Origin of the sequence: Candidatus Marithrix sp. Canyon 246 (genome assembly GCF_001723685.1) — a bacterium.
Taxonomy (GTDB): Bacteria; Pseudomonadota; Gammaproteobacteria; order Beggiatoales; family Beggiatoaceae; genus Marithrix.
Window position 1 is genome coordinate 19,938 of sequence record NZ_MCBX01000001.1, and the last position, 24,670, is coordinate 44,607.

Genomic DNA, 24,670 nt, shown 5'->3' on the forward strand with positions numbered 1-24,670 from the left:
GCCTTGGAATTTATTCCAAGGCGGTGTTTGAGCATGTCAAAATATTAATAAATAGATCCCAACTTATAAGACACTAATCTTCCTTCCAATAGCGGCACTAGCATCCAACAATTCCTCTGCTTATCACAACGGAAATCAAAATCCCAGATCGCCTTATTACTAGGTAAATTCAGAGTAAATAAATGCGGTTCAATTGAATTTTTTGATAAATTCCAGACGCGCACTGTGCTATCTTGACTCGCAGTTATTACTTGTTGATTATCAGGGCTAAATATCACGCGAGTTATACTATCTGTATGACCCATCAATTGTTTAACTTTTTCAAATTTATCAGCATGATAAAGATTAATCAAATGCCCTTTACCAACATTAGCTATCAATTTATCATTTGGACTAAAATTAACATCTATAATCCACTGCTTCTCATTTACTGATTTCAGCGGCTTATCATCATAAAGCTTCCAAAGTCGCATATGATTATCATCACCACCACTTAATAATTCTGTGCTTTTATTATTAAAAGCAATCGCAAATATTCTGCCCTTATGAGCCGCTTTATAAAAATAAGCCTCACCTTCCAGATCAAATAAACCAATTTGACCATCAGCACCCGCTGTAGCTACATACTTATCATTAGCTGATATAGAAACACTATAAATTGATTTTTTATGCCCCAAAAAAACTTTTTGTTCTATCAAACTATCCTTTTTCATTTGCCATAATTTAGCTGTTTTATCAAAACTAGCTGATACTAGTAAGTTACCTTTTGAATTAAAAGCTAAGCGCGTTATCCTTTTTTGGTGAGCCTGTTGTTGCCATAATAATTTCAATGAACCAAGTTCATATAATTGCAACATTCCTGAATTAAATCCTACAGCAACATATTGGTTTTCTGGAGTAACAGCTACTGATACCGGTTTCCCAGTCAAGTTATTAATGATTTTTTGCTTAGCAGATAAATTAGCATCCCAGCGTCTAATTCTTTTATTAGTGCTTGCTGTATAAATTTTATTGTTATAAGTGGCAATATCATTAATAGTACCTACAGGTTCTTGTAAAATTCTTAAAATCACCCCCGATTCGGTATCCCAAATACGCAAAGTTTTATCTTTACCAGCTGAAACTAGCCGTTTACCATTGGCAATAAAACTTAAAGCATAAACCTTATCCTTATGATCTTGCAGACTATATTTAATTTTAAACTGTTCCCATAATCGCACTGTGGAATCACTACTAGCAGTAGCTAATAAACTACCATCCGGGCTAAAAGCCAGCTTTTCAACTGTATCCATATGAGCTGTTAAATGCTCAACAACATTACCAGTTTTTATATCCCATATATAAACAGAATTATCATGAGAACCGCTAGCCAGCCACTTTCCTGTAGGATCAAAAACTAAACCACCATCTGAAATCGCCTTCTTATGCCCAACCAAAGTACGCACTTTCTCAGCAGTATCAAAATCCCATAAAGTAATATCATTACCCTTTCCACCAGTAGCTAAATATTCACCTCTAGGGCTAATAGCCAATGCGTGAACAGCATCATCTGCAATCCATGTCTTTAATTTTTCGCCAGTGCTAGCTGACCAAAATATAATACGTTTATCAGCTCCAGCACTGATTAACCACAATCCATTTGGATGAAATCCAATACTAAATACATGTTCTGTATGCCCCTCTAAAAGCTTAAATAATTTTCTTTGATTGTTGTGCTTAAACAAAGCCAAATAACCATCATATCCTGCGACAGCTATACGACTAGCATCTGAATTAACTGCTATGGCAAGCAAAGATTTCTCTGTTTCTGCATATTCCCACTCAGAGCCGCTACCCATTAACTTACTAAACCATTTTAATAAATTTTTTATATGATTATCATCATCATCAATATTAGATAATACCGTTCTAGCTTTAGCGTAATTTTCAAATTTGGCTAACCAAGCCGCATTATTAAGTTGTAAATTGATTACTGCTTGTTCTGCTCGTTGCGTTTGTTTCTGAGTTTGAGTTAGACTAATAATAGAAATAAATGCCGCTAATACAGCAACAACTGCAAACAAGCGCATAACCACCAAACGATCATGTAATTTTTTAGCAACTTTAGCTTGTTGCTCAGCACGTTTAGCTTGTTCTCGTGCGCTTTCATCTAAAAAGCGCATTACTAAATCAAATTTTTGACCATAACGTTTAGCCCATTGTGAAGTTGGCTTAAATTTATCGCGCCATGCCAAAGCATTATCTAATTCTGGAAATCGCAATAAAGAACATTCATGTTGCTGCCAACTACAAGCATCTTCTTCTAAACGTTTATATAATTTAGCTGATTCAGCTTCTTCTTTGCTCCATTTTTTTAAACGTTGCCAGTTACGAATTAAACTTTCATGAGTAATATCAATTATAGATTCTGAATTTAAAGCTTTCTCAATCGGCGGAGTTAAAAAACTGCGTGGTTCTTCACGAAAAACATCAATTACTTCAGCAACTTGTTGCCATGACACTTCAGCTTGTTGAGCAATTTTTTCTAATTTAATTGGGCGACGTGTATCACGACGATAATTACCATGTTGACTCAGATTATGAAATAATATTTCAGCAATTTTTTGCTGTTTTGGTTCTAATTCATTAAATGCTTCATCAGCATGATGAGATAAAGCATGAGCTAAACCACCAACTTGTTCATAATCATTCAATGTTAAAACAATTTTGTCATCATTTTGCCGTAAATTCCACATGCGCATTAAGGCATGTTGTAACAACGGCAATTGATCAAAATCATTACCAGCATCATTCAATAGTTGATTAACTAAAACTGGATCAATATCACCACCAAATACTCGCGCTGGCGTAACAATCGCCTCACGCAACTGTTCACGAGTTAAGCGTGGAGTAAGAAATTGCCCCTCATTAATAGCCTCTGGCAAACCATGAAATAAAGCACAATTACCAATAAAGTCTGAGCGCATAGTAATAACAACATATACATTACTAGCCAATAATAAAGCCACAAAAGCTTCAGCTTCATCTTCTTCACCTAAATCATAATAGCGAAAAATTTCTTCAAATTGATCAACAAACAACAACAAATTAGTACCATCTGGCAATGGAGATTGTTGTAAAATAGTATTTAAACTCAAACTACCACGCCGTAATTGCGCCTGTAAAAATATCTTCGCTTGTTCACGCTCAGTGAGTTCAGGCAAATAAGCCTTACTAAATTCAGTATCTAATAAAGCATCGACTAAATTAGTAAAAGGATGATTACCCGGGCGCATTTCAGCGACTTGCCACTTAACACCAGCCTTGCTTAAAAAACCATTTTCCAAATCCGCCAATAAACCAGTGCGCACCAATGAAGATTTACCACAACCAGAACGCCCTACAACGGCTAAAAAAGGGTTTTTTGCTAAACGTGTAATAAGTTGATCAATATGTTTTTCACGCCCAAAAAATAAGTCAATTTCATTACGTTGAAAGGAACGTAAACCGGGATAGGGAAATTTATTCATAACTAACTCAAACTCTTAATTATATGTTTAGCAAGATATTCATTGATTTCACGATGCCTTGGTATTGGTTGAGAAACTTGTGTTTCTGGATTCTGATACCAATCATGCTTTCCCCCATGACGAATAAAAATACATCCCATTTTTTCAAGTCTTGAAATCAAATCTCTTCTCTTCATGCTGCTATTAACTCCGCTTGATGTCTTACAGCAGGAATATAACTACTGTCAAGTTCCTTATAAACATCTATGAGATTTTCTTTCAATTCATCTAACGTTTCTCCTTGAGTCATGTAATCAGGATATTCATTAAGATATCCTAACCACATATCTTTATCTTGCCAGTATGTATATTTCATTTGCTTTTCTCCATTTCAAATTTAGACTTCAGTTCTTTTATTCTTTGCTCATAAACTTGCAAACATAATGGCACTGATTGTTCACATTGAGGATTTCGTATGTTATGTAACCAAGGTATTAAATACTGATGTTTAAATTTATCTTGTGCTTGCTTGGTAAAATCCTTTATTAATCCATGATATAAATTATAATTTTGATTCTCAATTTCCCATAATAATGGATTGTGACAAATAAAAGCTTCGGCTTTTTCTTCAATATTATTACAGAAATGAGGTTTATTTGTATTGCTATCCCTACTAGTTTGTCTTTGTCGTATAAATTCCACTTCTTTTTTTACGATTACTTTTTTATAATCTAAAAAGAAGTCTTTACGTTGTTCATTAGTAAGATGGCGTGGAACAATCTTATTAGCATAATTAATTAATTCTTGAGTATTTGGAAATAAGTGCCATATGTTTGCTGTATTATCTTTGGAGGCAGTAATAATACTCTTGCTATCTGGACTAAATTCGGCATAAGCAACAATATCTTTATGTTCATCAAGTAAATATAACATTTTACCAGTTTCAACATCCCAAACACGAGCTGTCTGATCTTTTGAAGCAGTAATTACTTGATTTCCATCGGGGCTAAAACTGACATGATAAACATCAGATTTATGTCCAGTTAATATATGAAGTACTTTACCAGTTTTTACCTCCCATAAGCGTGCTGTATCATCCCAAGAACTGGTTGCAATCATTGATCCATCGGGACTAAATTCAGTATTATAAACAGTTTTTTTATGCCCATTCAATATTTTTAATAAATCACCAGTTTCAACATTCCATATACGCGCAGTATGATCTTTTGAACTAGTAACTATCATTGAACTATCAGAATTAAAAGCTACATTTTTGATGACTTTGTCATGTCCAATAAAATCTTTAATAAAAATACCACTATCAGCATTCCATAATTTAGCAGTGGTATCAGAAATAGTAATAATATATTTACCATTTTTACTAAATTTTGCTTTAACTACTTTCTCTTTATGTCCTGACAATACCTTAATTAATTTTCCAGTTTTCACATCCCATAAACGAGCCTTTTTATCCCAAGATGCTGTTATTACACGTAAATTATTATAATTAATAGCTACATCATAAATTACATTTCCATGTCCCTTTAGCACATGTAATAAATTTCCATTTTTGGCATTCCATAAGCGAGCAGTATTATCAAATGATCCTGTTACAATTAATTTGCCATTAGGGCTAAAAGCTGATTGATATACACGTTCTTTATGCCCAGCCAATACCTTTAGCGTTTTACCAGTTTTCACATCCCATAAACTCGCAGTTTTATCCCATGAACTAGTTAATGCTAATTTGCCATTAGGGCTAAATATTGCTCTTCTAACCCCTTCTTTATGTCCAATTAAAGTTTTAAAATAATCTTGATTATTAATATCCCAAAGACGAGCAGTATTATCCATTGAAGCAGTTGCTATATGTTTACCATCTGGGCTTAGAACAACTTGAGAAATAAACTTATTATGTCCAGCCAATAGATTTAAGTGATTACCAGTTTCAGCATCCCATATACGAACTGTTGTATCTTTAGAAACACTTATAAGTTTGGAACCATCAAGATTAAATATTGCTTGAGATACCCAATCTTTATGCCCAGAAAATGTTTTCTTAAGTTGACCTGTTTCCACTGACCATAAACGTATAGTATTATCCATAGAACTAGTAACTACACTTAAACCATCAGGGCTAAAAGCAGCATGAAAAATTCCTGCTGTATGTCCTTTTAAAATATGAATTAATTCACCGCTATCGCTCCATAAACGCGCAGTATTATCCATTGAAGCAGTAACAATTTTATTACCATCAGGGCTAAAAGCGGCATAATATATACCATATTCATGTCCCATCAGAGTCTTTAATGGTTTACCTATTTTAAAATCCCATAAACGAACTGTTTTATCTAAAGATGTTGTAAGAATTGTATTAGCATTAAAGCTTATATGAAATATTGCCTTGTTATGCCCTTTTAAAACTCTTACTAATTTACCATCAGATACTGACCATATTCTCACATTACCACCACCTCCAGCAGTAACTACATAATCTCCATCTGGGCTAAAAGCTGCATGTAAAATACCCTTTTTATGCCCTAATAACCTTTTAAGACGCTTACCGCTTTTAATATCCCATAAAGATGCGATATTATCCATTGAAGCAGTAATAATCATTGATCCATCTGGGCTGAAACCAGCATAAGACACTGCTTGATTATGTTTATTAAAATTTTTAATTGGAATACGACGTTTAATATCCCAAAGTACAGCTGTTTTATCAGCTGAAGCTGTTAGTAAATATTTACCATTTGGGCTAAAAGCTACATGATTAACTGCATCAGTATGAGCATCCATCACTAAACGTTCACGTTGCTTAATCACAGCTCTATACAGTTTTTCTTTAGCTTCAGGTAAATAAGGTTTATCTTGTGCAGACATATCTTTAGGTAAGGCTTCTAAAGCTAATAAAATACCATTGGTAGTATTACCTTTTTCAGTTTCCTGTCTTGACAAATCAGATAAAAATAAACCCTTAGATACTTTCGCAGCTTGTTCAGCTTTTTGTGCTTGAACGCCAAACCATCCTGCTAAGATAGCAAAACTTAAACTAACTAAAAAACCTATACCAATAAAAGTGACTTTTTGACGTACTTTTTTTAACTGTTCTTGTTGTTCTCGTACATGTTCTTGTTCACTAGCCTCTAAAAAACGCATTACTAAATCAAAATGTTTGCCATAACGCGCTGCCCATTGAGCCGTAGGTTTTCTATCAGAATTATCACGCCATGCAATCGCCATTTCTAAATTTGGAGAATGTAAAAGAGCTTCTTCTTTTTTTTCCCAAAACTCAGCTTTTTCTTGTAAGCGCAGATACATTTTGGCAGCGTCAGCTTCTTCTTCACACCATTGTGTTAAACGTTGCCATTGACGAATTAAAGCTTCATGACTAATATCTAAGATATTATCATCAACTGGAGGCATTAAAAAATTACGTCCATTTCTACGAAAGACTTCAACCACTGCCATCACTTCATCAAATGAAACCTCAGCCAGTTTTGCCACTTCATCTACAGATACTAAACGACGAGTATCACGATTCTCATGACTACGCTCACTAAGATTTTTAAATAAAATCTCAGCAATATGCTGTTGTTCAGCAGTTAATTCTGCATAAGCTTCATCAGCATGTTTAGATAAGGCATGGTTAAATCCACCAATACGATCATAATCATCTAAAGTTAAATGTTTTTTGTCAGATAAATGCCACATGCGCATTAAAGCATGTTGTAACAATGGTAATTGATCAAAATCATTACCAGCATCATTCAATAATTGATTAACTAAAATCGGATCAATATCGCCATCAAATACTCTAGCAGGAGTAACAATAGCCTCACGTAATTGATCACGAGATAAGCGCGGGGTTAAAAATTGACTCTCATTAATAGCTTCCGGTAAATTCTGAAATAAAGCACAATTACCAAGAAACTCAGAACGCATGGTAATTACGACATAAATATGATTAGCTTTACTACTAGCTAATAATAAAGACACAAAAGCTTCAGCTTCTTCAGAATAACCACGATCATAATAACGAAAAATTTCTTCAAATTGATCAACAAACACCAACAGATTAGTATCTTTAGACTGCCATAACTTATCTAAAGCTAAAGAACCACGTTGTAATTGTGCTTGTAAAAATAACTCAGCTTCATCACGATTAGTCAATTCTGGTAAATAACCATCATTAAAACTAGTCTCTAATAAAGCCTTGCTTAAACGAACAAATGGACGATTACCCGGGCGCATTTGGGCAATCTGCCAACGCACGCCGGCACTAGCTAAAAAACCAGTTTTTAAATCAGCTAATAAACCGGTGTTTACTAAGGAAGATTTACCGCTACCAGACAAGCCTACAACTGCTAAAAAATGGCTTTGCCCAAGACGGGTAATTAATTGATCTACATGTTGTTCACGCCCAAAGAAGATGTCGATTTCATCACTTTGAAAAGGGCGCAAACCGGGATAAGGAAAATTACTCATTGCTGTAAAACCTGTATAAAAGTTGGCACACAAGTATCAGGATATGGCACCGAACCATCTAATATATGTAAATTAGGTAAATTAATATTTATTGGTGACTTTTCTCTATCAGGGTGGTTATATACTGCAATTGCTTTTAAAGCCTCTCTACCGTCACGTTTACCTTCAGCACGACGACACTGTAACACTTGCTGTCGTACCCAAACTAAATCTGTATTTATATTATTTAATATAATTACAGCATCACAAAACTGTAAATTATTATCTAAATCTTCGCGTATTTTAGCAGGCGGTGTGTTATGATCAATTGCCATAGGTAAACTACATGCAAACCCTGATTTCACTAATTCTCTTTCAACTACTTTTGCTAAGTCTAATTCTTGAGGAGCAGCATTAATAAAAATAAACTCACCATTTGTTGTCAATGGTTCCTCATCATTTCTTTTTTCTAAAGCCTGCATGATTTGTTGTTGAAATTCCACCATACTGACAGCCATAACTGTGCTACCAGTTAATAACTTACGATGATTTAAATCTGTAATTTCATTTAATTTTAATTTACGATTGCGCCATTGTAAAATTGGTAATCCTAACTCTTTAGCGCAATCATATTGTAATTGTGGTGTACTCATACCCGGTGGGCGTTGAGGTGCAATTGCACTTAATAATTGCACAAATAATACCGATTTTTGTAGATCAGAGTCAATAGCATTTTTTAATTCTTGTTTAGTATTAAAAGCATAGAATTTATTGGGTAATACGCGCAAACCTTGTAATTCTAAATTACGCTTTAATTCATCGCGTTGAAAAAATAAATCATCACTGACTTCTGCTAAAAAAATAGTATATTCTGATGAAACAGGAACAATATCAGTTTTTAATACATCCAACTTTTCTACTATATCAATAGCTAAATCTTCAGTTTTCCAATGATATTGTTTAGAATCAAAACTTAAAGAACGTGGGCGAGCATTGATTGGATCAGCTTCCCAAAAAGTATAACCTCGTAAATCACTCAAGGATTCTATGCGTTCAGCGGCTTGATATTCAATAATAAACACCCTACCCGAGTCAACACCAACTTGAGCTAAAAAAGCGTTTAATTCTAAACGACACTGTTCTGATTTCAAATAAGCTGGAGATAAAACCAACAAAAATACTGCGGAATTTTCTAAGTATTGAATGGAGTTATATGTTGGGGCTAAATGACCGGGTAAAATTTGATCTAACCACAATGAATAAGCATTTGCACTACCGATTTTTTGAGCTAAAAAAATTTTTAATGTGTCAACCAGTGTTGTTACCCAGCCTTTATTTACACCGGCAAATATTTCATTATCAACATGAGCATAACTAACAAAGATGTCATATTGATATTGAGGTACATAAACGGACATAATGATGATACTCTATTATTATATTTTAAAAATGGTTATCTTTAAATAATTCCTAATTAACTTTAATTGTGAGATATTAATATGAAAAAAACAAGTTATATATTGATTTTAATTTTATTCTTAACTGGTTGCAATAAATCATTACATCAAGCACAGTTATATGTGTTTGGAACATTAGTTGGAATCACGGTTTGGGGCGTATCTGAACGCGAAGCCAATGAAACCTTTGATATTATTTCTAAAGATTTGCAATCTATGCACAATCAATGGCATTCTTGGCATAAAAGTCCATTAAATGAGTTAAATCAAAGTATTGCAAAAGGACAAACTTATACTGTAAGCGATGATTCATTGTTATCTATTTTAATCGCTGCTAAAGAGTTATCACTTAAAAGTGATGGATTATTTAATCCAGCGATTGGACAATTAATCAAATTATGGGGCTTTCATGAAGATGAATTAAAACAAGATCGTCTTCCACCAAGCAAGGAAAAAATATTTCAATTACTAGCATTAGCTCCAACTATGAATGATTTAAACATTCAAGATAACAAGATTTCATCAAATAATCCAGCATTACAATTAGATTTTGGTGCTTTTGCTAAAGGTTATGCAGTTGATATACTAATAAAAAAAATGCGTGAATTAGGTATAAAGAACGCGATTATAAATCTAGGCGGTGATTTAAAAGCCATAGGCAAAAAAGGCAAACAAAATTGGTTTGTCGGCATTCGCCACCCAAGCGGCACTGGAGTATTAGCCGCTGTAGTTGTTAATGATGGTGAAACTGTTATGACATCCGGTAATTATGAACGCTATTATAAAAATAAAGGTAAACACTATTCACACATTATTGATCCGCGTAATGGCAAACCGGCTACAGATTTTACTTCTGTGACTGTAATAGATACTAATGGCGCACTTGCCGATGCCGCTGCCACTGCTTTAACGGTAGCTGGCAAACAAGACTGGCATCGAATAGCTACGGAAATGGGAGTGAAATATGTTATGTTAGTAGATGAGGCAGGTACAGTATATTTTACACCAGCAATGGCAAAAAGAGTGCAATTTCAACCTAATAAATTGCCTAAAATTGTTATTTCAAACCTGTCAGGTTTAATTCTAGGCACAGATCATCTGCACTTCAGGTTCTAAATGAATACCAAATTTTTGTTCCACATCATTTTGAACTTGAGTTGCTAAATTTTTCACTTCAGCTCCAGTGGCATTTCCTAAGTTAATTATTACTAAGGCGTGATTTTCTGAAATAGCCGCTCTACCAACTTGTTTGCCTTTCCAACCTGTTTGTTCAATCAACCAAGCCGCTGGTATTTTATAATGTTGATTCGAGATTTTGTAATGAGGAATATCAGTATATTGCTCAGATAAGCTATTAAAATGCTTGATATCAATAACAGGATTCTTAAAAAAACTGCCAGCATTACCGTATTTATTAGGATCAGGTAGTTTGCTTTGTCTGATTTTAATAACGGTGTTATAGACTTCTAAGGGAGTTAATTTATTTTTATCTAAAGCATCTTTAAGATGCTTATAAGATAAATTAGCGGTTCCAGCATCAAATTTCTTTAATTTAAAACCTACCTTATGTACCAGCATTTGATTTAAATATTGCTCTTTAAAAATACTAGTACGATATCCAAACATACAATCAGTGTTACTAAATACATGAGATTGCCCATCAAATAAATTAAATGTGTGAACATCAGTAATAATATCTTTCGCCTCAGTGCCATAAGCACCAATATTTTGTACCGGTGCGGCTCCAACCGTACTTGGAATCAGGGCAAGATTTTCTAAACCCCAGAAATTATTTTCAACGCTATAAGTAACAAGATCATGCCATTCAACACCAGCACCTACTGATAAATAAACATTATCATCATCTTCATTCACAATATTGATTTCATTATAATTACAACGAATAACAACACCATCAATATCTTCAGTAAACAATAAATTACTACCATCACCAATAATATGATATTGCAGAGAAGTGAGACGAGGATCAGCTTTTAAAGCTAAAATATCGCTATGACTTTGAATTTCAACATAAAAGCGAGTATTTGCATCAATATGAAAAGTATTATGAGGGAGTAGGGAATAATTTTGTAGAATTTTCAAGAGGAAAGAGAGTTTGGGAATTTGGGAAATGTGGCGTCCCCAAGGGGATTCGAACCCCTGTTGCCGCCGTGAAAGGGCGATGTCCTAGGCCTCTAGACGATGGGGACATACAATTTGGAGCTAGGCGGGATCGAACCGCCGACCTCTTGCATGCCATGCAAGCGCTCTCCCAGCTGAGCTATAGCCCCTCTACGAGATAGACGCACATTCTAAAGACTTGCTTGGATTTTGTCAAGCATTTTTTTAATTTTTTTTACAAATTACTCAAACCTTGTTGTAATCGTTGACGATTCACAATTTCCAATTGTCTATCCTGTTCAGGATGCCATAAATGCAATACTGGCACTGCAAAACGCCCTTCTTTGCGAATCACCCCATGTTGTAATAAACGTACAACAAATTCAGCATCTTCATGTCCCCAACCTTGAAAATCTTCGTCAAAGCCCTTGACTTGAAAAAAATCATCTCGCCAAACAGCTAAGTTGCAAGTCTTTGCTCCTTGCCATTTTTTATGTTTATATTTGCGCCATTTATGATCTGGCAGACGTATTAAAGGCAAAATACGATTGATATCGCGCCGTAAATAAGCGGCTAAATATTGTTTAATATTCCATTGCCAAATTGGGGTATTAGGCAATATTTGATCAGTGAATTTCTGGCTTAATAAAATACGATTACCAGCGACAAAGCAATTTTTTTCAGCTAATAGTTGATGCCTAAAAATAAAATCAGTAGTAGGCACACAATCGCCATCTAAAAAAATAAAATAATCACCTTGAGCAGCGGCAGCGGCGCGATTTCTTGCCATAGCTGCACGAAAACCTTGATCTGGTTGCCAAATATGCTGTATAGAATAAGGTAATTCTAATTGTTGAATTAAGTCAAAAGTAGGTTGGCTGGAACCATCATCAGCAATAATAACCTCAAAATTCTGACAAGATTGCGCCGCTAAAGCATTTAATACTAAGGCTAAAGCATCTGGGCGATTATATGTGGTTATTATTATGCTGTTCATTGTTTTCTTGTAAATACATCAATTTCAGATAACGATAATAAGTACCTTCAGCATTTGATACTGCCAACATAAAACCCTCTCTGCCATCTAAAAAACCCAGACGTAAAAAATAAGTTCTGATAAAAGCCCATAAGCCATGAAAAATGGCTTTTTTTAAACTCGATTTTTTGGTTGGATTTTTTAAGGCATTTGCTGAGGAGTAGCGATTTACTTTATCCAGAACTTCTTCTAGTGAATCAAAAGAATAATGTAGTAAAGGAGTGTTTAAAGTGGCGAGTTTGCCTTGTAAAATTTCTACTTTTTCATGAACAATATCATCACTAAAACGAGCCGCATCACGTCGAAATAAACGTATTACATAATCTGGATACCAGCCACTATGTTTTATCCAACGCCCACAATAACGCGAACGACGCGGCATACGAAAAGCTGTCTCTGTCGTCGCATTAGCGATAGCATCTTTAATTTGTTGTTGTAAAACTGGTGTAACGCATTCATCTGCATCAATGGATAATATCCATTCACCACTAGCCTTAGCTAAAGCCCGATTTTTTTGCCTTCCAAATCCAAGCCAATTATCATTAATAAAGATTTTATCAGTAAATGCGCGACATAAAGACAAAGTATTATCAGTGCTACCAGAATCTAAAATGATAATTTCATCAGCCCATGCAACCGAATTGAGACAAGTATCAATATGAGCGGCGGCATTTTTAGTAATTATAATAATAGAAAGTTTTATCAAAATTTGTATAAATAAGCTGAACTACCGGGCTGTAAATTCTCATCTAAACGAGTTCCAATACTGTCAAGATAATTGAGAAAAAGTGGTCTTTCATGTTCTCCAAGATGAGAAAAAATAAACCAAACTCTACCCTGCCCTTTTAATTGTTCTAAATCTTTCAGAGATGGATGAAAAAATTCAGAATTACCTAATATACATTGAGTATCATTTACAGCAACTGGTTTTAAGTCGCGTTGCATACGAGAAAAATCAACTTCTTTAATATGTTCTGTTTTAGCTATTGGATTAATAATATGGCAATTTTCATAATTAAAACCATAATGATTAGCATAATATCTAAATGCTGGTTCAGCCCAATAATATATATAAACCTTATCCGTGTTCAGGCGATGCCCTTGTACAGTTTCTAAAACTGGTTTTATTTCTTCAATAACATGATTATCTTTAATGATAAAATTTTGATAGATTGGAAACAATATGAGAATAAGCACTATAAGTATTTGGGCTACTATTGTAGGTATTTTTGCAATACCTTCAGCAATCATTAAGTATAATACAGGTAAAATAAACAGTAACAATCTATCTGAAAACACATACATTTGAAAAAATGATAAACACAATGCAATCACTATTGGCATAGTAAATAAGAACCAAGCTGGTTTTTTATTTAGCAATAAAGTCATAAAACCAATGATCATCAGCACAGCCGCAACTTTAATAGCCCCTAAACTGGCTAGATTATTTAATATAAGAGCAAATTTCGTATAAAGCCATTGAATACCTTCCATTGAGAATGGTGCAGGCATAAACCCACCATTAATGATCCAAAATTCATGCAACCATTTATCATAAACAGTTTCTACACTCAGAAGAAAAAAGAAGATAATCGCAAAATTTACTAACCATAGCATATAAACCAGCGTCAACTTTGCTACTTGTTTCCATTGCTGATTTAACAAATAAGGAAACGCTAAATAAATACCTATTGTTGCTAAAATAAAAACAGAAGGATGAGAAAACCAAACCGCAATACTACCTACAATCGTCAACAGCAATAGTCTACTAAAGTTTAGGCTATGTCTGCGAATATAATCTGCTAATAAATATAAAACTATAGCTATTAGAACATCACTAGAATATTGCTTAAAATCAGAAGAATAGATAATTAATTGGCTACAAATAGCAAACAACAATAAGGCAAAAGGAACAGCGTGTTCAGAAACATAACGCTTTGCCATTGGATAATAGAGTATTAAGGCAAGAATACCACTAATAAAAGGAAATAACCTCAGAATAAAATCGCTATTACCAAACACAGTAATAGACAATTTTGCCATTAACAGAAAACCCGGAGGAGTAATATAACCAGTATATTCAAGCGGTGCCTGAAATAGTTCTAACCAACTACGGTTAATAACATTAATAACCACAAAAGATTCATCTAACCAAAGAGAACGATTAAATAAATATTGATCAAGGCGTAAAATAATACCTAAAGCTATTATCAGCCACGGTAGCCAGATGAGTAGTGTGGTTTTTAAGTTTTTTGTCATAATGTTCTAACCATCAATACACCGTCTTTAGAACTAATATCATCCACAACTGTTTGTGGTATTGGATTATCAACATCAACTAAAGTGCAGGCGATATCATTGCGTGAACGATTTAGCATGTCAATAATATTTAAATTTGCCTTTGATATTGAGCTAGAAATATGCTCAATCATACTAGGTACATTAGAATTAATCACCAATAAGCGATGCCCACCATTACGTGGCATTTCTAATTCTGGAAAATTAACTGAATTATGTATAGTTCCATCTTCTAAATAGTTACGTATTTCATCAGCAACCATCATCGCACAGTTTTCTTCTGCTTCTTTGGTAGATGCTCCAAGATGAGGAAAAGTTATCGCCTTTTTATTATTTTTCAACACATTACTTGGAAAATCACATAAATAGCCATTGATGCTTCCGGCTTCCAATGCTTCACAAATTGCCACATCATCAACAATGCCATCGCGAGAGAAATTAATAATTATTAATCCTTCACGAGCATTTTTTAATCGTTCAGCATTAATAATATTGCGAGTGGCATCAATTAATGGCACATGTAAAGACACAAAATCTACTTGTGATAATAAGTCTTCTACACTTAAAGCTTGTTTTACGTGTGCTGACAGTTGCCACGCATTTTTAACTGTTATATGAGGATCATAACCAACTACTTTCATTCCTAATGCTTGAGCTGAATTTGCTACTTTTACTCCAATCGCACCCAAGCCAATTACGCCTAATGTACGATTTTCTAATTCAAAGCCAACATATTTTTTCTTACCAGCTTCAACTTGTTTAGAAATTTCAGCATCAGTTCCTTCTAATTGATCAGAATATTGCCATGCTGGAATCAGGTTACGAGCTGATAGCAACATACTGGATAAGACTAATTCTTTTACAGCATTAGCATTTGCACCGGGGGCATTAAAAACCGGAATACCACGAGCACTCATTTTATCAATTGGAATATTATTCACGCCCGCGCCTGCACGCCCAACTGCTTTTAAGCTATCAGGTATTTGCCAATCGTGCATTTTAAATGAGCGTAATAATACTGCATCAGGATTTGGAATTTCTGAGGCAATTTCATAAGCTTCACGCGGTAATAATTCCAGCCCTTTTACTGAAATATTATTTAAAGTTAGTATTTTATACATTAGCCATTCCGTTTTGCAAAATCGTTCATAAAATCAATTAATGCTTGTACACCTTGTTGCGGCATCGCGTTATAAATACTAGCTCGAATTCCACCAATTGAGCGATGCCCAGCTAAAGTAACTAAACCATGAGTTTTAGCTTCAGCTAAAAAGTCTTTATTTAAATCAGCATTATTTAAGGTAAAAGGTACATTCATCCAAGAACGATAGGCGGGATTGATTGGATTATTATAAAAATCAGACTTATCTATGGCGGCATATAAATTTTCTGCTTTAGCTTGATTATGTTTAGCCATTGCAGTTAAACCGCCTAAGTCTTTAATCCATTTAAATACTAATCCAGCCAGATACCATCCATATGTTGGTGGGGTATGGTACATAGAATCAGCATCAGCATGGGTTTTATAACTAAATATACTGGGAGGAGTATTGATTTTATTAACTAAATCCTCACGAATAATCACAATAGTTAAGCCGGCTGGTCCAATATTTTTTTGTGCGCCGGCATAAATAACTCCAAATTTTGATACATCTATAGGGCGAGATAAAATAGTTGAAGACATATCTGCAACTAATGGCTTATCACCAACATCAGGAATAGATTGAAATTCTAAACCATTAATAGTTTCATTAGGAGTGTAATGAACATAAGCGGCATTTGGATTCAAATTCCAAGTATTGGGATTAGCAATATCAGTAAAGCTATTAGCTTCAGAATCTGTAACTATATTGACATCACAATAACGCTTTGCTTCAGCAATAGCCTTTTTGGACCAAATACCAGTTTTAAAATAATCTGCCTGCTTTAAATCACCCAGTAAATTCATTGGAACCATAGCAAATTGACTAGAAGCACCACCTTGTAAAAATAAGACCTTATAATTATCAGGGATTGCTAATATTTCTCGTAAATCAGCTTCAGCTTGTTCAGCAATTGAAATATATTCTTTACTACGATGACTCATTTCCATCACCGACATGCCACTGCCATTCCAATCAAGCATTTCGGCTTGTGCTTGTTCTAATACTGCTTGAGGTAAAGTCGCGGGTCCTGCGCTGAAATTAAAAATTCTTGACATTGTTGATTGCTTTAATAAGTTATTAAAGTGGCTTATTATAACAAATTTATTATATATATATGAGTACAGCGAATTACGTGGATAAACTAATAAGATTGACTTTAACTCTCCTTTAATTTAAATATTATTAATTATTAGCAAGATAATCGCAAACTTACTATAATATGATAGAATATCTAGGTGAAGCATTGCCAATGCACCCTACAAAACAATTTTGACAGTATATGATCATTCAATCTTTTAGCTTAAAAAATTATCGTTCGTATGTTGAACACACCCGTATTGAATTACGCCCCTTAACGCTTTTGTTTGGGTATAACAATTCTGGTAAAAGTGGATTATTGCGTGCTTTGCCATTGATTGCGGATTCAGTTAATGGGCAATCATCTCGTACCGCATTAGCATTAGATAGTGCCGCTGTGCGGGGGAGCCATTTTAGTGATTTATTATCTCGTCTCGGTGGGAGACAAGAATTTGATTTAGAATTATCTTTGGGTGATACTGACATTCATACTCTAAAATGGACATTTCGTGAATTGCCAAGCTTGAGAACCCATATTATTTCAAATTTCAGTATATTAGACTCAGATAAAACAATACTTATGTCTGCTGAATGGAATCTTGATTCTTCAACAAATCAAAAACTAAGTAACGAGTATGATGTTCAAAAGCCGGTTATTTATAAAAAAATACTTAAATTTGAAGGACTATTACCATCATTTTTGCATGATAACTCAGAGTTGCCCACTAAACTGCGCTCTTTGATTGAACAATGTCAGCAATTGAAAAATATCAATATACAATGGTTAGGTGCTGTTCGGCATCTACCAATTAGAAATAATCCATTTCAAGGTGCTGCGCCTCAACAGTTAGAAGCAGATGGGCGCGGCGCAGCTGATATTTTGGCTTATGATCAGATTTTTGAAGACTTATTAATTTTACCAAAAGTCTCTGCTTGGTATGAAAAAAATGTGCAACAAAAAATTGTGATCGAAAAAATGCCGGATCATTTCCAGATTAAGTTACAAGCTTTAACTAATTTGCCTTTTCAGGTAAATCTTGTTGATGTAGGAGAAGGATTGATACAGCTCTTACCAGTGCTGGTTGCTGCTACTATGGCAAGCGAGGGTAGTATTTTAGCTATAGAAGAACCGGAATCACATCTTCACCCACGATATCATGCCGCACTAGCAGAATATTTTTTTGATCTTGCTAGGCAAGATAATCCTCCTCAACTTTTACTTGAAACCCATTCTGAAAATTTTCTATTGCGAACTCAACTTGAGATTGCACGAGGAAAACTGGATCCAAAATCGGTGATGGTTTATTGGGTACGTCAATTTGATGATGGTCGGAGTATTGCTGAGCCGGTCACTTTTGACCAGCAAGGACGACCACAAGGTGAATGGCCAAGAAATGTTTTTTATACTGATATAGAATTATCTAAACAATTGGTCCAAGAACGGCGTAAACATCTATGAGAGTGATTTTAAAAGCTGAGATGTTTGCTTGCCAACACATCAATCAACTTGATCTTATTTCATTAATAAAATTAGGCTTTGATTGTCGTCATTTGATACAGGTAGAGCCACTAGATGCTAATGAAGTGTCTAATTGGCTTGATAAACAAAGTGATGATATTCGTGATGAATGTGAATGGGTATTTGAATCAGGCTATAGTTTAGATAGAGACGAATATGGTCAATTTTCACCACTTACAATACAAGTTGCTGATGTTGATAAACCTCAATGGCTCTTAAAAGTTCCGGTATTACCATTAAAAATCGCCTTAAAATTTTTGGCTCAAGATTTCATTATATTTGTTGAAAATAGACGTAATGATTCTGCTTTTTTGAGAGCCACGGCTACTGGGTGGCGAAAAGATAAATTAGAAGAACTTTTAAAAAATGGTGGAATAAAATTTGAGGGAGGCGGTGGAATTGGTGAAATTTTGAAATGGATTGAAGAAATTGCCAATTTTCCAGAAAAATGTCAGCGTAGTTTTGCATTGTTTGACAGTGATGCTCTTAAACCTAATAAACCAAGTAAACAATCTACTAAAATTGTAACAGCTTGCAAGGAAATAATTCCTTATCATCAATTAAAACGAAGGGCGATTGAGAATTATTTGCCTTATGGAGTGTTGTCAGCATGGATGGGCATGAATGTGCATCAAAAAATTCAAGATGTTTCTAAGAAAAATATTGTTAATGCTTTCAAACAACTAAGCTATGAGCAACGTCATCATTTTAATATGAAAAAAGGTTTTAAAGCTGATGAAAATAAAGATGTTGGTGACTTTTATGATAATATTTCTAATGAAGTGAAAAAAACCTTAGAACATGGCTTTGGAGATGATATTGCTGAATTATTTAAAGAGCAACAATTCAAAATACAAGAAGATTGGTTGTTAAAAGATAATTTAACAGAAGAGCTTAACCCAATGTTGGAAAAACTGTTGTCATTAGTATAAAATGAGCATTCAAAATTCTATCTCTGATCCACAAATTAAATATCTCTACCAATTACTTGATCAAATTGAAAGCGGTAAATTGTTTGTGCCTAAATTTCAACGTGGTTTCATTTGGAAAGATGAACAACGTTTAGATCTTTTGCGGAGTATTAAATCTGGCATACCAATAGGCAGTCTTCTCGTTTGGGAAACGACCAAATATCGTCTGGCAACATTTGATAAAATTGGGGGACTTTCTGTACCCAAACCGCCAGAATCCGGTATAACGCGCACCTATTTGTTAGACGGACATCAAAGACTTTCAACACTTTTTGGGGCACTGAAATGTCCTGTGAATAAATCGAATATCGTCGATGATATTGATTGGAGAGTGTATTATGACTTAGAAGAACAAGATTTTCTGTTGCAATTACGCAAAGACGCTAAATCCACATGGATGCCGGTTAATGTTTTATTGGATAATTTGGCATTGTTGAAGTTTTTGCGTAAGTTGACGGATGATGAACTCATTGAGCGAGCTGATCAAGTTTCCAAAATGTTTTTAAGTTATAAAATACCACTGGTGGTGGTTGAAACAAACGACTTAGAACATGCAACTACCACCTTTCAACGCATTAATAGCAGCGGCACTCGTATGAGTGATCTTGATATGGTTGCTGCTTTAGTTTGGAGTAAACAATTTGATTTAAGAGAAAAAATATTAGAGGTACAAGAAAGACTAGCCGAGGTGGGCTGGGAAAAGTTGGATGAAAAATTCATTTTGTCAGCTTGTAGAGGGATTTTAAATTTAGCACTTTATAAACCGAATGCTGAGCAAACAAGTAATGAACTCAAGAAAAATCCAAAAATACTTGATCAGGCGGCAGGCTATTTGATTCAAGTGGCGAAATTTCTTAAAGAGTGTGGTATTTTTTCTCCAAAAGTCTTGCCTTACAATTATCAGAGTGTCCTATTAGCTGAGGCTATGAGAACTAACCTACTCCCGAATGATGCTGTTTTTCAGGAACTGAAAAATTGGCTGTGGCGATCCGCTTACACTGAAGCGTTTATTGGTATAAACGACACTAGTATGGCAAATGCGGTTAAAGATATTATCTCGTTAGCCAAGGGAAATGTTTATAAAATTGGAATCAAGGAAAAAATTGCGCCTTTACCAAAAGGGTTTCATTTTAAATCCTCGCGTGCCAAATTATTGGCATTAAGATTAGCTGAACTGACACCGCAAACAGTCGATGGAAAAACTTTAAATGTGGGTGAATTGCTTGGCTTACATGGGAGTTATGCCATACTACGCCTTATTTCTACTTCGTCAGCACCCGAAAACTGTTTTATTATTGAACCGCAAGCATTTTCTCAATTTAGAAATTATTTGTTGAATTCCGAAACAATTTGGACAAATGATTTTCTACGCAGTCATGCCATTTCTGAGACAGCCACACAAGCACTTAAAAAAGGTGACTATAAAAGTTTTCTGTCAGAACGCAGAAAAACGCTCATTGAATTGGAAAAAGAGTTTATACAACCATTGGGGCTTGACTATGATGTTGAATAGAATATCGCCATGCTGGAATTAGATTCCTGAAATTAAAAATATTTGATTAATATACGTGAGTACAGCGAATTACGTGGATAAACTATTGAAGCCTAATCCATTGCCACAGATGCGGTTAGCTTATGATAGGGTTCAAGAGAATGTTAGCTCAATATGATGTAAAAAAATATATGTCTATAGAGATTGGGTAGCACATGGTAAAAACCAAAAAAAACCACCATCATCAGATATGAAACCTTTAGAATTTATAAAATTAGTTTATCCACGTAATTCGTTGTACTAATTATAATTATATGGAGTCGAGATAATCCTTTTGTACTAGACAAACAAATTTTGTCTGCAATAATGGCAATTATTAGTACCTTATTTAAAATGATAGAATATTTGAGTCTTTTTATTGTTAGTTTTTTAGCAGCAACATTACTTCCGCTTGGTTCGGAAATTTTTGTTGCGACTATGACTATTTCTGGCTATAACGCTTGGTTGATTTTTGCAATCGCAACTACAGGTAACACTCTTGGTTCTATCACAAATTACTATATTGGTAAGTTAGGAGCTAACTTCATATTATCACGATACATTAAAGTAAATTCTGATAAACCACAAAAAACCGAACAAATTTATCAAAAATGGGGATCGCCAATTTTATTCTTTGCATGGATTCCGATAATAGGAGATCCATTGACAGTAGTGGCAGGAATTTTTAAGCTTAATTTGTATATTTTTATTTTTTGGGTAGCTTTAGGAAAAGCCTTTCGTTATTTTGTTGTTATTATCTCATGTTAGGCATTGTTAATCAATCAAGATAAACACCATAACTAGCAAACCAAGATTTATCTATCTGCCAATTTACTCGATTAACATCAGCCTGCATTAAAATGAATTTTTTAGCTTTAGATTGAAGATTAGCTAATTCTTTTTGAGCGGCTATTACTTCAGGGCTATCAGAATCCTTATGACGTAATTCTGGTTTTACAATTGATAAGAATTTTAACACCGATACTTGAGCTGATCTAGGGCTTGACATAATAGCATTTCCATCTTTTAATTCTATTACTGTAAATTGATAAGGATAGTTAGCTAACTCAACATCTTCTGATAATAAATCATTTAATTCACCCACACGAGGATTATAATTCCAAATCCAATTGCCTATAAAAGCGACAACTATAGTTATTAAAAATAAATTGTATTTACTCATAAATTTCCTTGTTATGATAATATTAGAATATAAATTATAATATAATAAGCTTATTTTTCAGGAATCTATTATGAATATATTTAATAAGATAATAATTTTTATTATTTGTTACCCATTAGCAGCAAATAGTCTTACTATAAATCCTCAATCTATTTCTTTAAAACCCGGAGCTACTCAAATTTTTTCGGTTACTGGAAATGTTGGAAAATTACATTGGTTATCTGCAAAAGGTAAGTTCAATATTCTAGGCACTAGTGTCGAATATACCGCTCCACAAGAAGCTGGATTTTATAGTATTGCTGTTGCAGATAGTAACAGTGTAGCTGTTGCTGAAATTGAAGTTTATAAAAATGTGGTTTTGGCAATCGAAATTTTAGGTGGCAATCAAGTTTTAGCTGTTGGTGCTAAACAAAGTTTATTATTGCAAGCATGGTTATCTGATAAGACTAAACGCAATTATACTCAAGCGGCTGTTTGGAAAAGTAGTGATGCTTCAATAGTTGAAGTTAATAATGGTGTTATTACTGGGCATGTTGTCGGTAAAGCTATAATTTCTGCTACTTTAGAAGGCAAAACAACACAGATAGAAGTAGAAATTAAGGATACACAAAGCGTTGGTTTGGCAGTACAACCATCCCCTCTCTATATTAATACCGCTAGTAAACAACAACTGAAAATATTTAAAATCTTAAAATCTGGTGCTTTAAAAGCACAAGATTCTGCCGCTTGTAATTTCACATCTAATAATAAGTTGATTAAAGTAAATAAGGCATTGATAGAGGCTGTTAGTCAAGGATATGCCGTTATTGAATGTGTGTGTGATAATTTACATGCCAGTGTGCCAGTTTTTATTAGTTCAGATTTAGCCTTAGAAGCTTTTCCAATACAATTTAATGTTGGTGTAGGAACATCTAAAGCTTTTAATATTAGTGGCGGTTCACCACCTTATATTGTTACTGCTGAAACTGGTAGAGTTAATGGTAATGGTGAAAATTGGTATTATCATGCAGCACGAAGTACAGGTAATGATATTATCAATGTGATTGATCAAGCAGGAACAGAAATTTCTTTAAGTGTGACAATTACTAAAGGCTTAACTTTATCACCACAAGCAGTGAATTTATTAGCTAATAGTCAAGCAGAATTTAATGTTAGTGGTGGTATTGCGCCATATAGATGGCAAATATCAAGTGGTCAATTTGATAATTCGCAAGCTGCAACAGTTACTTATACTGCATCCCAAGCAACTGGAGTTTATGAAGTCAGTGTATTTGATCAAACAGGGCAAGTTAAAAGAGCAATTATTAATGTTGGTAATACATTAATTGCTACTCCTAATGAATTTATTCTTAATTATAATGAAGAAAAACGCTTTTATATTATAGCTGGAGAAGCTCCTTATAAAATATCAACAACTGCTGGCACATATCAACAAGAAAATGATATTTATTATTATCAAGCACCATCAGTAGCTGGTAATTATACTATTAACATCACAGATAGTGAAGCGCGTAATACTGAAATTAAAGTCACTGTTCAATCTAAATTGCTAGTCACACCTAATGAGTTATTTTTAAAGCTAGGGCAAAAAGCCAAGTTAAATATTAGTGGTGGTTATGGCAAATATAAAGTTACTGCCAAAACTGGTGATGTTTCAGAAACCAGTTATACAGCCGCTAACACAGCCGGGCGCGATGTTATTACTATTTCTGATCAAGCTGGTACAGTAGTACAAGTTGAAGTCTTAGTAAGTATAAACGGTTTTTATTCTTCTCCGGGTGAAAGTTATATTTTACCCGGCAAACAAGTCAAACTACGTGGTTTAGGTGGCACACCACCTTATAGTTGGTCAGTGAAAGGTGAAGGTGATTTATCTAAAAATGATGGTGAACGTGTTACTTTTACTGCTCCAAAAGTAGCAGGTAATTACACAATTGTAGTTAAAGATAATAGTGGAGAAACCACAGAAAGTCGTGTGGTTGTTTATCAAGGTGAATTGCAATTTACTCCAGAATCTTTAATTTTAGCAGCGGGTAAACAGGCTGATTTACAAGCTTTATTAGGAGTAGCTGATTATACTTGGAGTGCTAAATTTGGACAACTATCTAATACTGAAGGTAAAATAGTAACTTATACAGCTCCTAGTTCAAAAACTGAAGATATAATTCTACTTGAAGATGCTACCGGCACCGTTAAAAACTTACGTGTCTTTATTAACAATAAAACTATAGCTAGTATTCCTGATATATATGCAGGTAGTGATGGCAAATTAGATGATAATGAAATGAATAAAGCTTTAAATGACTTTTTCCAACGACAAGGCTGGATTAGTCGTACAGAATTATTTGTGATTACAGAAATGTTTTTAGGAGAATAA

General features: G+C 34.2%; 18 protein-coding genes and 2 tRNA genes. 6 read left to right on the forward strand and 14 right to left on the reverse strand.

The window, feature by feature from the left end; genetic code table 11:
* Positions 1 to 44 precede the first annotated feature (44 nt).
* Genes BHU68_RS00095 through BHU68_RS00115 form a run of 5 tightly spaced genes read right to left on the reverse strand, consistent with a single transcriptional unit; the run spans position 45 to position 9,373 of the window.
* Positions 45 to 3,509: a WD40 repeat domain-containing protein gene (locus BHU68_RS00095; RefSeq protein WP_069471542.1), complete on the reverse strand. Its 3,465-nt coding sequence runs from the start codon at positions 3,507 to 3,509 to the stop codon at positions 45 to 47.
* 2 nt (positions 3,510 to 3,511) lie between these two features.
* Positions 3,512 to 3,685 carry a type II toxin-antitoxin system HicA family toxin gene (locus tag BHU68_RS00100; protein WP_069471541.1) on the reverse strand — a complete coding sequence of 58 codons (174 nt, stop codon included), beginning with the start codon at positions 3,683 to 3,685 and terminating at the stop codon, positions 3,512 to 3,514.
* Positions 3,682 to 3,864: a hypothetical protein gene (locus BHU68_RS00105; RefSeq protein ID WP_069471540.1), complete on the reverse strand. Its 183-nt coding sequence runs from the start codon at positions 3,862 to 3,864 to the stop codon at positions 3,682 to 3,684. The genes BHU68_RS00100 and BHU68_RS00105 overlap by 4 nt, the downstream gene beginning before the upstream one ends.
* Positions 3,861 to 7,976: a WD40 repeat domain-containing protein gene (locus tag BHU68_RS00110; protein WP_069471539.1), complete on the reverse strand. Its 4,116-nt coding sequence runs from the start codon at positions 7,974 to 7,976 to the stop codon at positions 3,861 to 3,863. Before BHU68_RS00110 ends, BHU68_RS00105 begins: the two co-directional genes overlap by 4 nt.
* Positions 7,973 to 9,373, reverse strand: a complete 1,401-nt coding sequence (locus BHU68_RS00115; RefSeq protein ID WP_069471538.1) for a toll/interleukin-1 receptor domain-containing protein — start codon at positions 9,371 to 9,373, stop codon at positions 7,973 to 7,975. The genes BHU68_RS00110 and BHU68_RS00115 overlap by 4 nt, the downstream gene beginning before the upstream one ends.
* Before the next feature lie 81 nt (positions 9,374 to 9,454).
* Here BHU68_RS00115 and BHU68_RS00120 point away from each other — a divergent pair, with 81 nt between their 5' ends.
* Positions 9,455 to 10,528 carry an FAD:protein FMN transferase gene (locus BHU68_RS00120; RefSeq protein WP_069471537.1) on the forward strand — a complete coding sequence of 358 codons (1,074 nt, stop codon included), beginning with the start codon at positions 9,455 to 9,457 and terminating at the stop codon, positions 10,526 to 10,528.
* On the opposite strand, the gene murB is transcribed toward BHU68_RS00120, so the two are convergent.
* The 8 genes from murB to serC all read right to left on the reverse strand — a co-directional run bounded on the left by murB (position 10,496) and on the right by serC (position 17,067).
* Positions 10,496 to 11,515 (reverse strand): UDP-N-acetylmuramate dehydrogenase, encoded by a 1,020-nt coding sequence (gene murB / locus BHU68_RS00125; RefSeq protein WP_069471536.1) that lies wholly within the window; start codon positions 11,513 to 11,515, stop codon positions 10,496 to 10,498. The two genes, BHU68_RS00120 and murB, sit on opposite strands and share 33 nt — an antisense overlap.
* 31 nt (positions 11,516 to 11,546) lie before the next feature.
* Positions 11,547 to 11,622, reverse strand: a tRNA-Glu gene (locus BHU68_RS00130).
* 8 nt (positions 11,623 to 11,630) lie between these two features.
* Positions 11,631 to 11,703 (reverse strand) — tRNA-Ala (locus BHU68_RS00135).
* A gap of 65 nt (positions 11,704 to 11,768) precedes the next feature.
* Entirely contained in the window at positions 11,769 to 12,530 is a 762-nt protein-coding gene (locus BHU68_RS00140) for a glycosyltransferase (RefSeq protein ID WP_069471535.1), read from the reverse strand.
* Positions 12,502 to 13,275 (reverse strand): glycosyltransferase family 2 protein, encoded by a 774-nt coding sequence (locus BHU68_RS00145; RefSeq protein WP_102135588.1) that lies wholly within the window; start codon positions 13,273 to 13,275, stop codon positions 12,502 to 12,504. Before BHU68_RS00145 ends, BHU68_RS00140 begins: the two co-directional genes overlap by 29 nt.
* Positions 13,272 to 14,828, reverse strand: coding sequence for a glycosyltransferase family 39 protein (locus BHU68_RS00150; RefSeq protein WP_069471534.1), 1,557 nt, complete (start codon positions 14,826 to 14,828; stop codon positions 13,272 to 13,274). The genes BHU68_RS00145 and BHU68_RS00150 overlap by 4 nt, the downstream gene beginning before the upstream one ends.
* Positions 14,825 to 15,988: a 3-phosphoglycerate dehydrogenase family protein gene (locus BHU68_RS00155; RefSeq protein WP_069471533.1), complete on the reverse strand. Its 1,164-nt coding sequence runs from the start codon at positions 15,986 to 15,988 to the stop codon at positions 14,825 to 14,827. Before BHU68_RS00155 ends, BHU68_RS00150 begins: the two co-directional genes overlap by 4 nt.
* Complete coding sequence (gene serC / locus BHU68_RS00160; protein ID WP_069471532.1) at positions 15,988 to 17,067, reverse strand: 3-phosphoserine/phosphohydroxythreonine transaminase; 1,080 nt, start codon at positions 17,065 to 17,067, stop codon at positions 15,988 to 15,990. The genes BHU68_RS00155 and serC overlap by 1 nt, the downstream gene beginning before the upstream one ends.
* 224 nt (positions 17,068 to 17,291) lie before the next feature.
* Between serC and BHU68_RS00165 the strand changes: the two genes are divergently transcribed.
* The 4 genes from BHU68_RS00165 to BHU68_RS00180 all read left to right on the forward strand — a co-directional run bounded on the left by BHU68_RS00165 (position 17,292) and on the right by BHU68_RS00180 (position 21,878).
* Positions 17,292 to 18,548, forward strand: a complete 1,257-nt coding sequence (locus BHU68_RS00165) for an AAA family ATPase (RefSeq protein ID WP_069471531.1) — start codon at positions 17,292 to 17,294, stop codon at positions 18,546 to 18,548.
* Positions 18,545 to 19,540, forward strand: a complete 996-nt coding sequence (locus BHU68_RS00170; protein WP_069471530.1) for a hypothetical protein — start codon at positions 18,545 to 18,547, stop codon at positions 19,538 to 19,540. Before BHU68_RS00165 ends, BHU68_RS00170 begins: the two co-directional genes overlap by 4 nt.
* Position 19,541: 1 nt before the next feature.
* Positions 19,542 to 21,092, forward strand: a complete 1,551-nt coding sequence (locus tag BHU68_RS00175; RefSeq protein WP_069471529.1) for a GmrSD restriction endonuclease domain-containing protein — start codon at positions 19,542 to 19,544, stop codon at positions 21,090 to 21,092.
* A gap of 345 nt (positions 21,093 to 21,437) precedes the next feature.
* Positions 21,438 to 21,878, forward strand: a complete 441-nt coding sequence (locus tag BHU68_RS00180; RefSeq protein WP_083234139.1) for a YqaA family protein — start codon at positions 21,438 to 21,440, stop codon at positions 21,876 to 21,878.
* Positions 21,879 to 21,888: 10 nt separating this feature from the next.
* Here BHU68_RS00180 and BHU68_RS00185 read toward each other — a convergent pair whose 3' ends face one another.
* Positions 21,889 to 22,293: a hypothetical protein gene (locus BHU68_RS00185; protein WP_069471528.1), complete on the reverse strand. Its 405-nt coding sequence runs from the start codon at positions 22,291 to 22,293 to the stop codon at positions 21,889 to 21,891.
* 70 nt (positions 22,294 to 22,363) lie between these two features.
* Between BHU68_RS00185 and BHU68_RS00190 the strand changes: the two genes are divergently transcribed.
* A complete protein-coding gene (locus BHU68_RS00190; protein ID WP_069471527.1) occupies positions 22,364 to 24,670 on the forward strand; it encodes a hypothetical protein in 2,307 nt (768 codons plus the stop codon).

Coding starts and splice junctions, on each gene's coding strand:
- BHU68_RS00115 (WP_069471538.1), bottom strand. CDS start 9,373: ATGTCCGTTTATGTACCTCAATATCAATATGACATCTTTGTTAGTTAT.
- BHU68_RS00165 (WP_069471531.1), top strand. CDS start 17,292: ATGATCATTCAATCTTTTAGCTTAAAAAATTATCGTTCGTATGTTGAA.
- BHU68_RS00140 (WP_069471535.1), bottom strand. CDS start 12,530: ATGAACAGCATAATAATAACCACATATAATCGCCCAGATGCTTTAGCC.
- BHU68_RS00150 (WP_069471534.1), bottom strand. CDS start 14,828: ATGACAAAAAACTTAAAAACCACACTACTCATCTGGCTACCGTGGCTG.
- BHU68_RS00185 (WP_069471528.1), bottom strand. CDS start 22,293: ATGAGTAAATACAATTTATTTTTAATAACTATAGTTGTCGCTTTTATA.
- BHU68_RS00155 (WP_069471533.1), bottom strand. CDS start 15,988: ATGTATAAAATACTAACTTTAAATAATATTTCAGTAAAAGGGCTGGAA.
- BHU68_RS00170 (WP_069471530.1), top strand. CDS start 18,545: ATGAGAGTGATTTTAAAAGCTGAGATGTTTGCTTGCCAACACATCAAT.
- BHU68_RS00095 (WP_069471542.1), bottom strand. CDS start 3,509: ATGAATAAATTTCCCTATCCCGGTTTACGTTCCTTTCAACGTAATGAA.
- BHU68_RS00120 (WP_069471537.1), top strand. CDS start 9,455: ATGAAAAAAACAAGTTATATATTGATTTTAATTTTATTCTTAACTGGT.
- BHU68_RS00175 (WP_069471529.1), top strand. CDS start 19,542: ATGAGCATTCAAAATTCTATCTCTGATCCACAAATTAAATATCTCTAC.
- BHU68_RS00180 (WP_083234139.1), top strand. CDS start 21,438: ATGGCAATTATTAGTACCTTATTTAAAATGATAGAATATTTGAGTCTT.
- BHU68_RS00105 (WP_069471540.1), bottom strand. CDS start 3,864: ATGAAATATACATACTGGCAAGATAAAGATATGTGGTTAGGATATCTT.
- serC (WP_069471532.1), bottom strand. CDS start 17,067: ATGTCAAGAATTTTTAATTTCAGCGCAGGACCCGCGACTTTACCTCAA.
- BHU68_RS00100 (WP_069471541.1), bottom strand. CDS start 3,685: ATGAAGAGAAGAGATTTGATTTCAAGACTTGAAAAAATGGGATGTATT.
- BHU68_RS00190 (WP_069471527.1), top strand. CDS start 22,364: ATGAATATATTTAATAAGATAATAATTTTTATTATTTGTTACCCATTA.
- BHU68_RS00110 (WP_069471539.1), bottom strand. CDS start 7,976: ATGAGTAATTTTCCTTATCCCGGTTTGCGCCCTTTTCAAAGTGATGAA.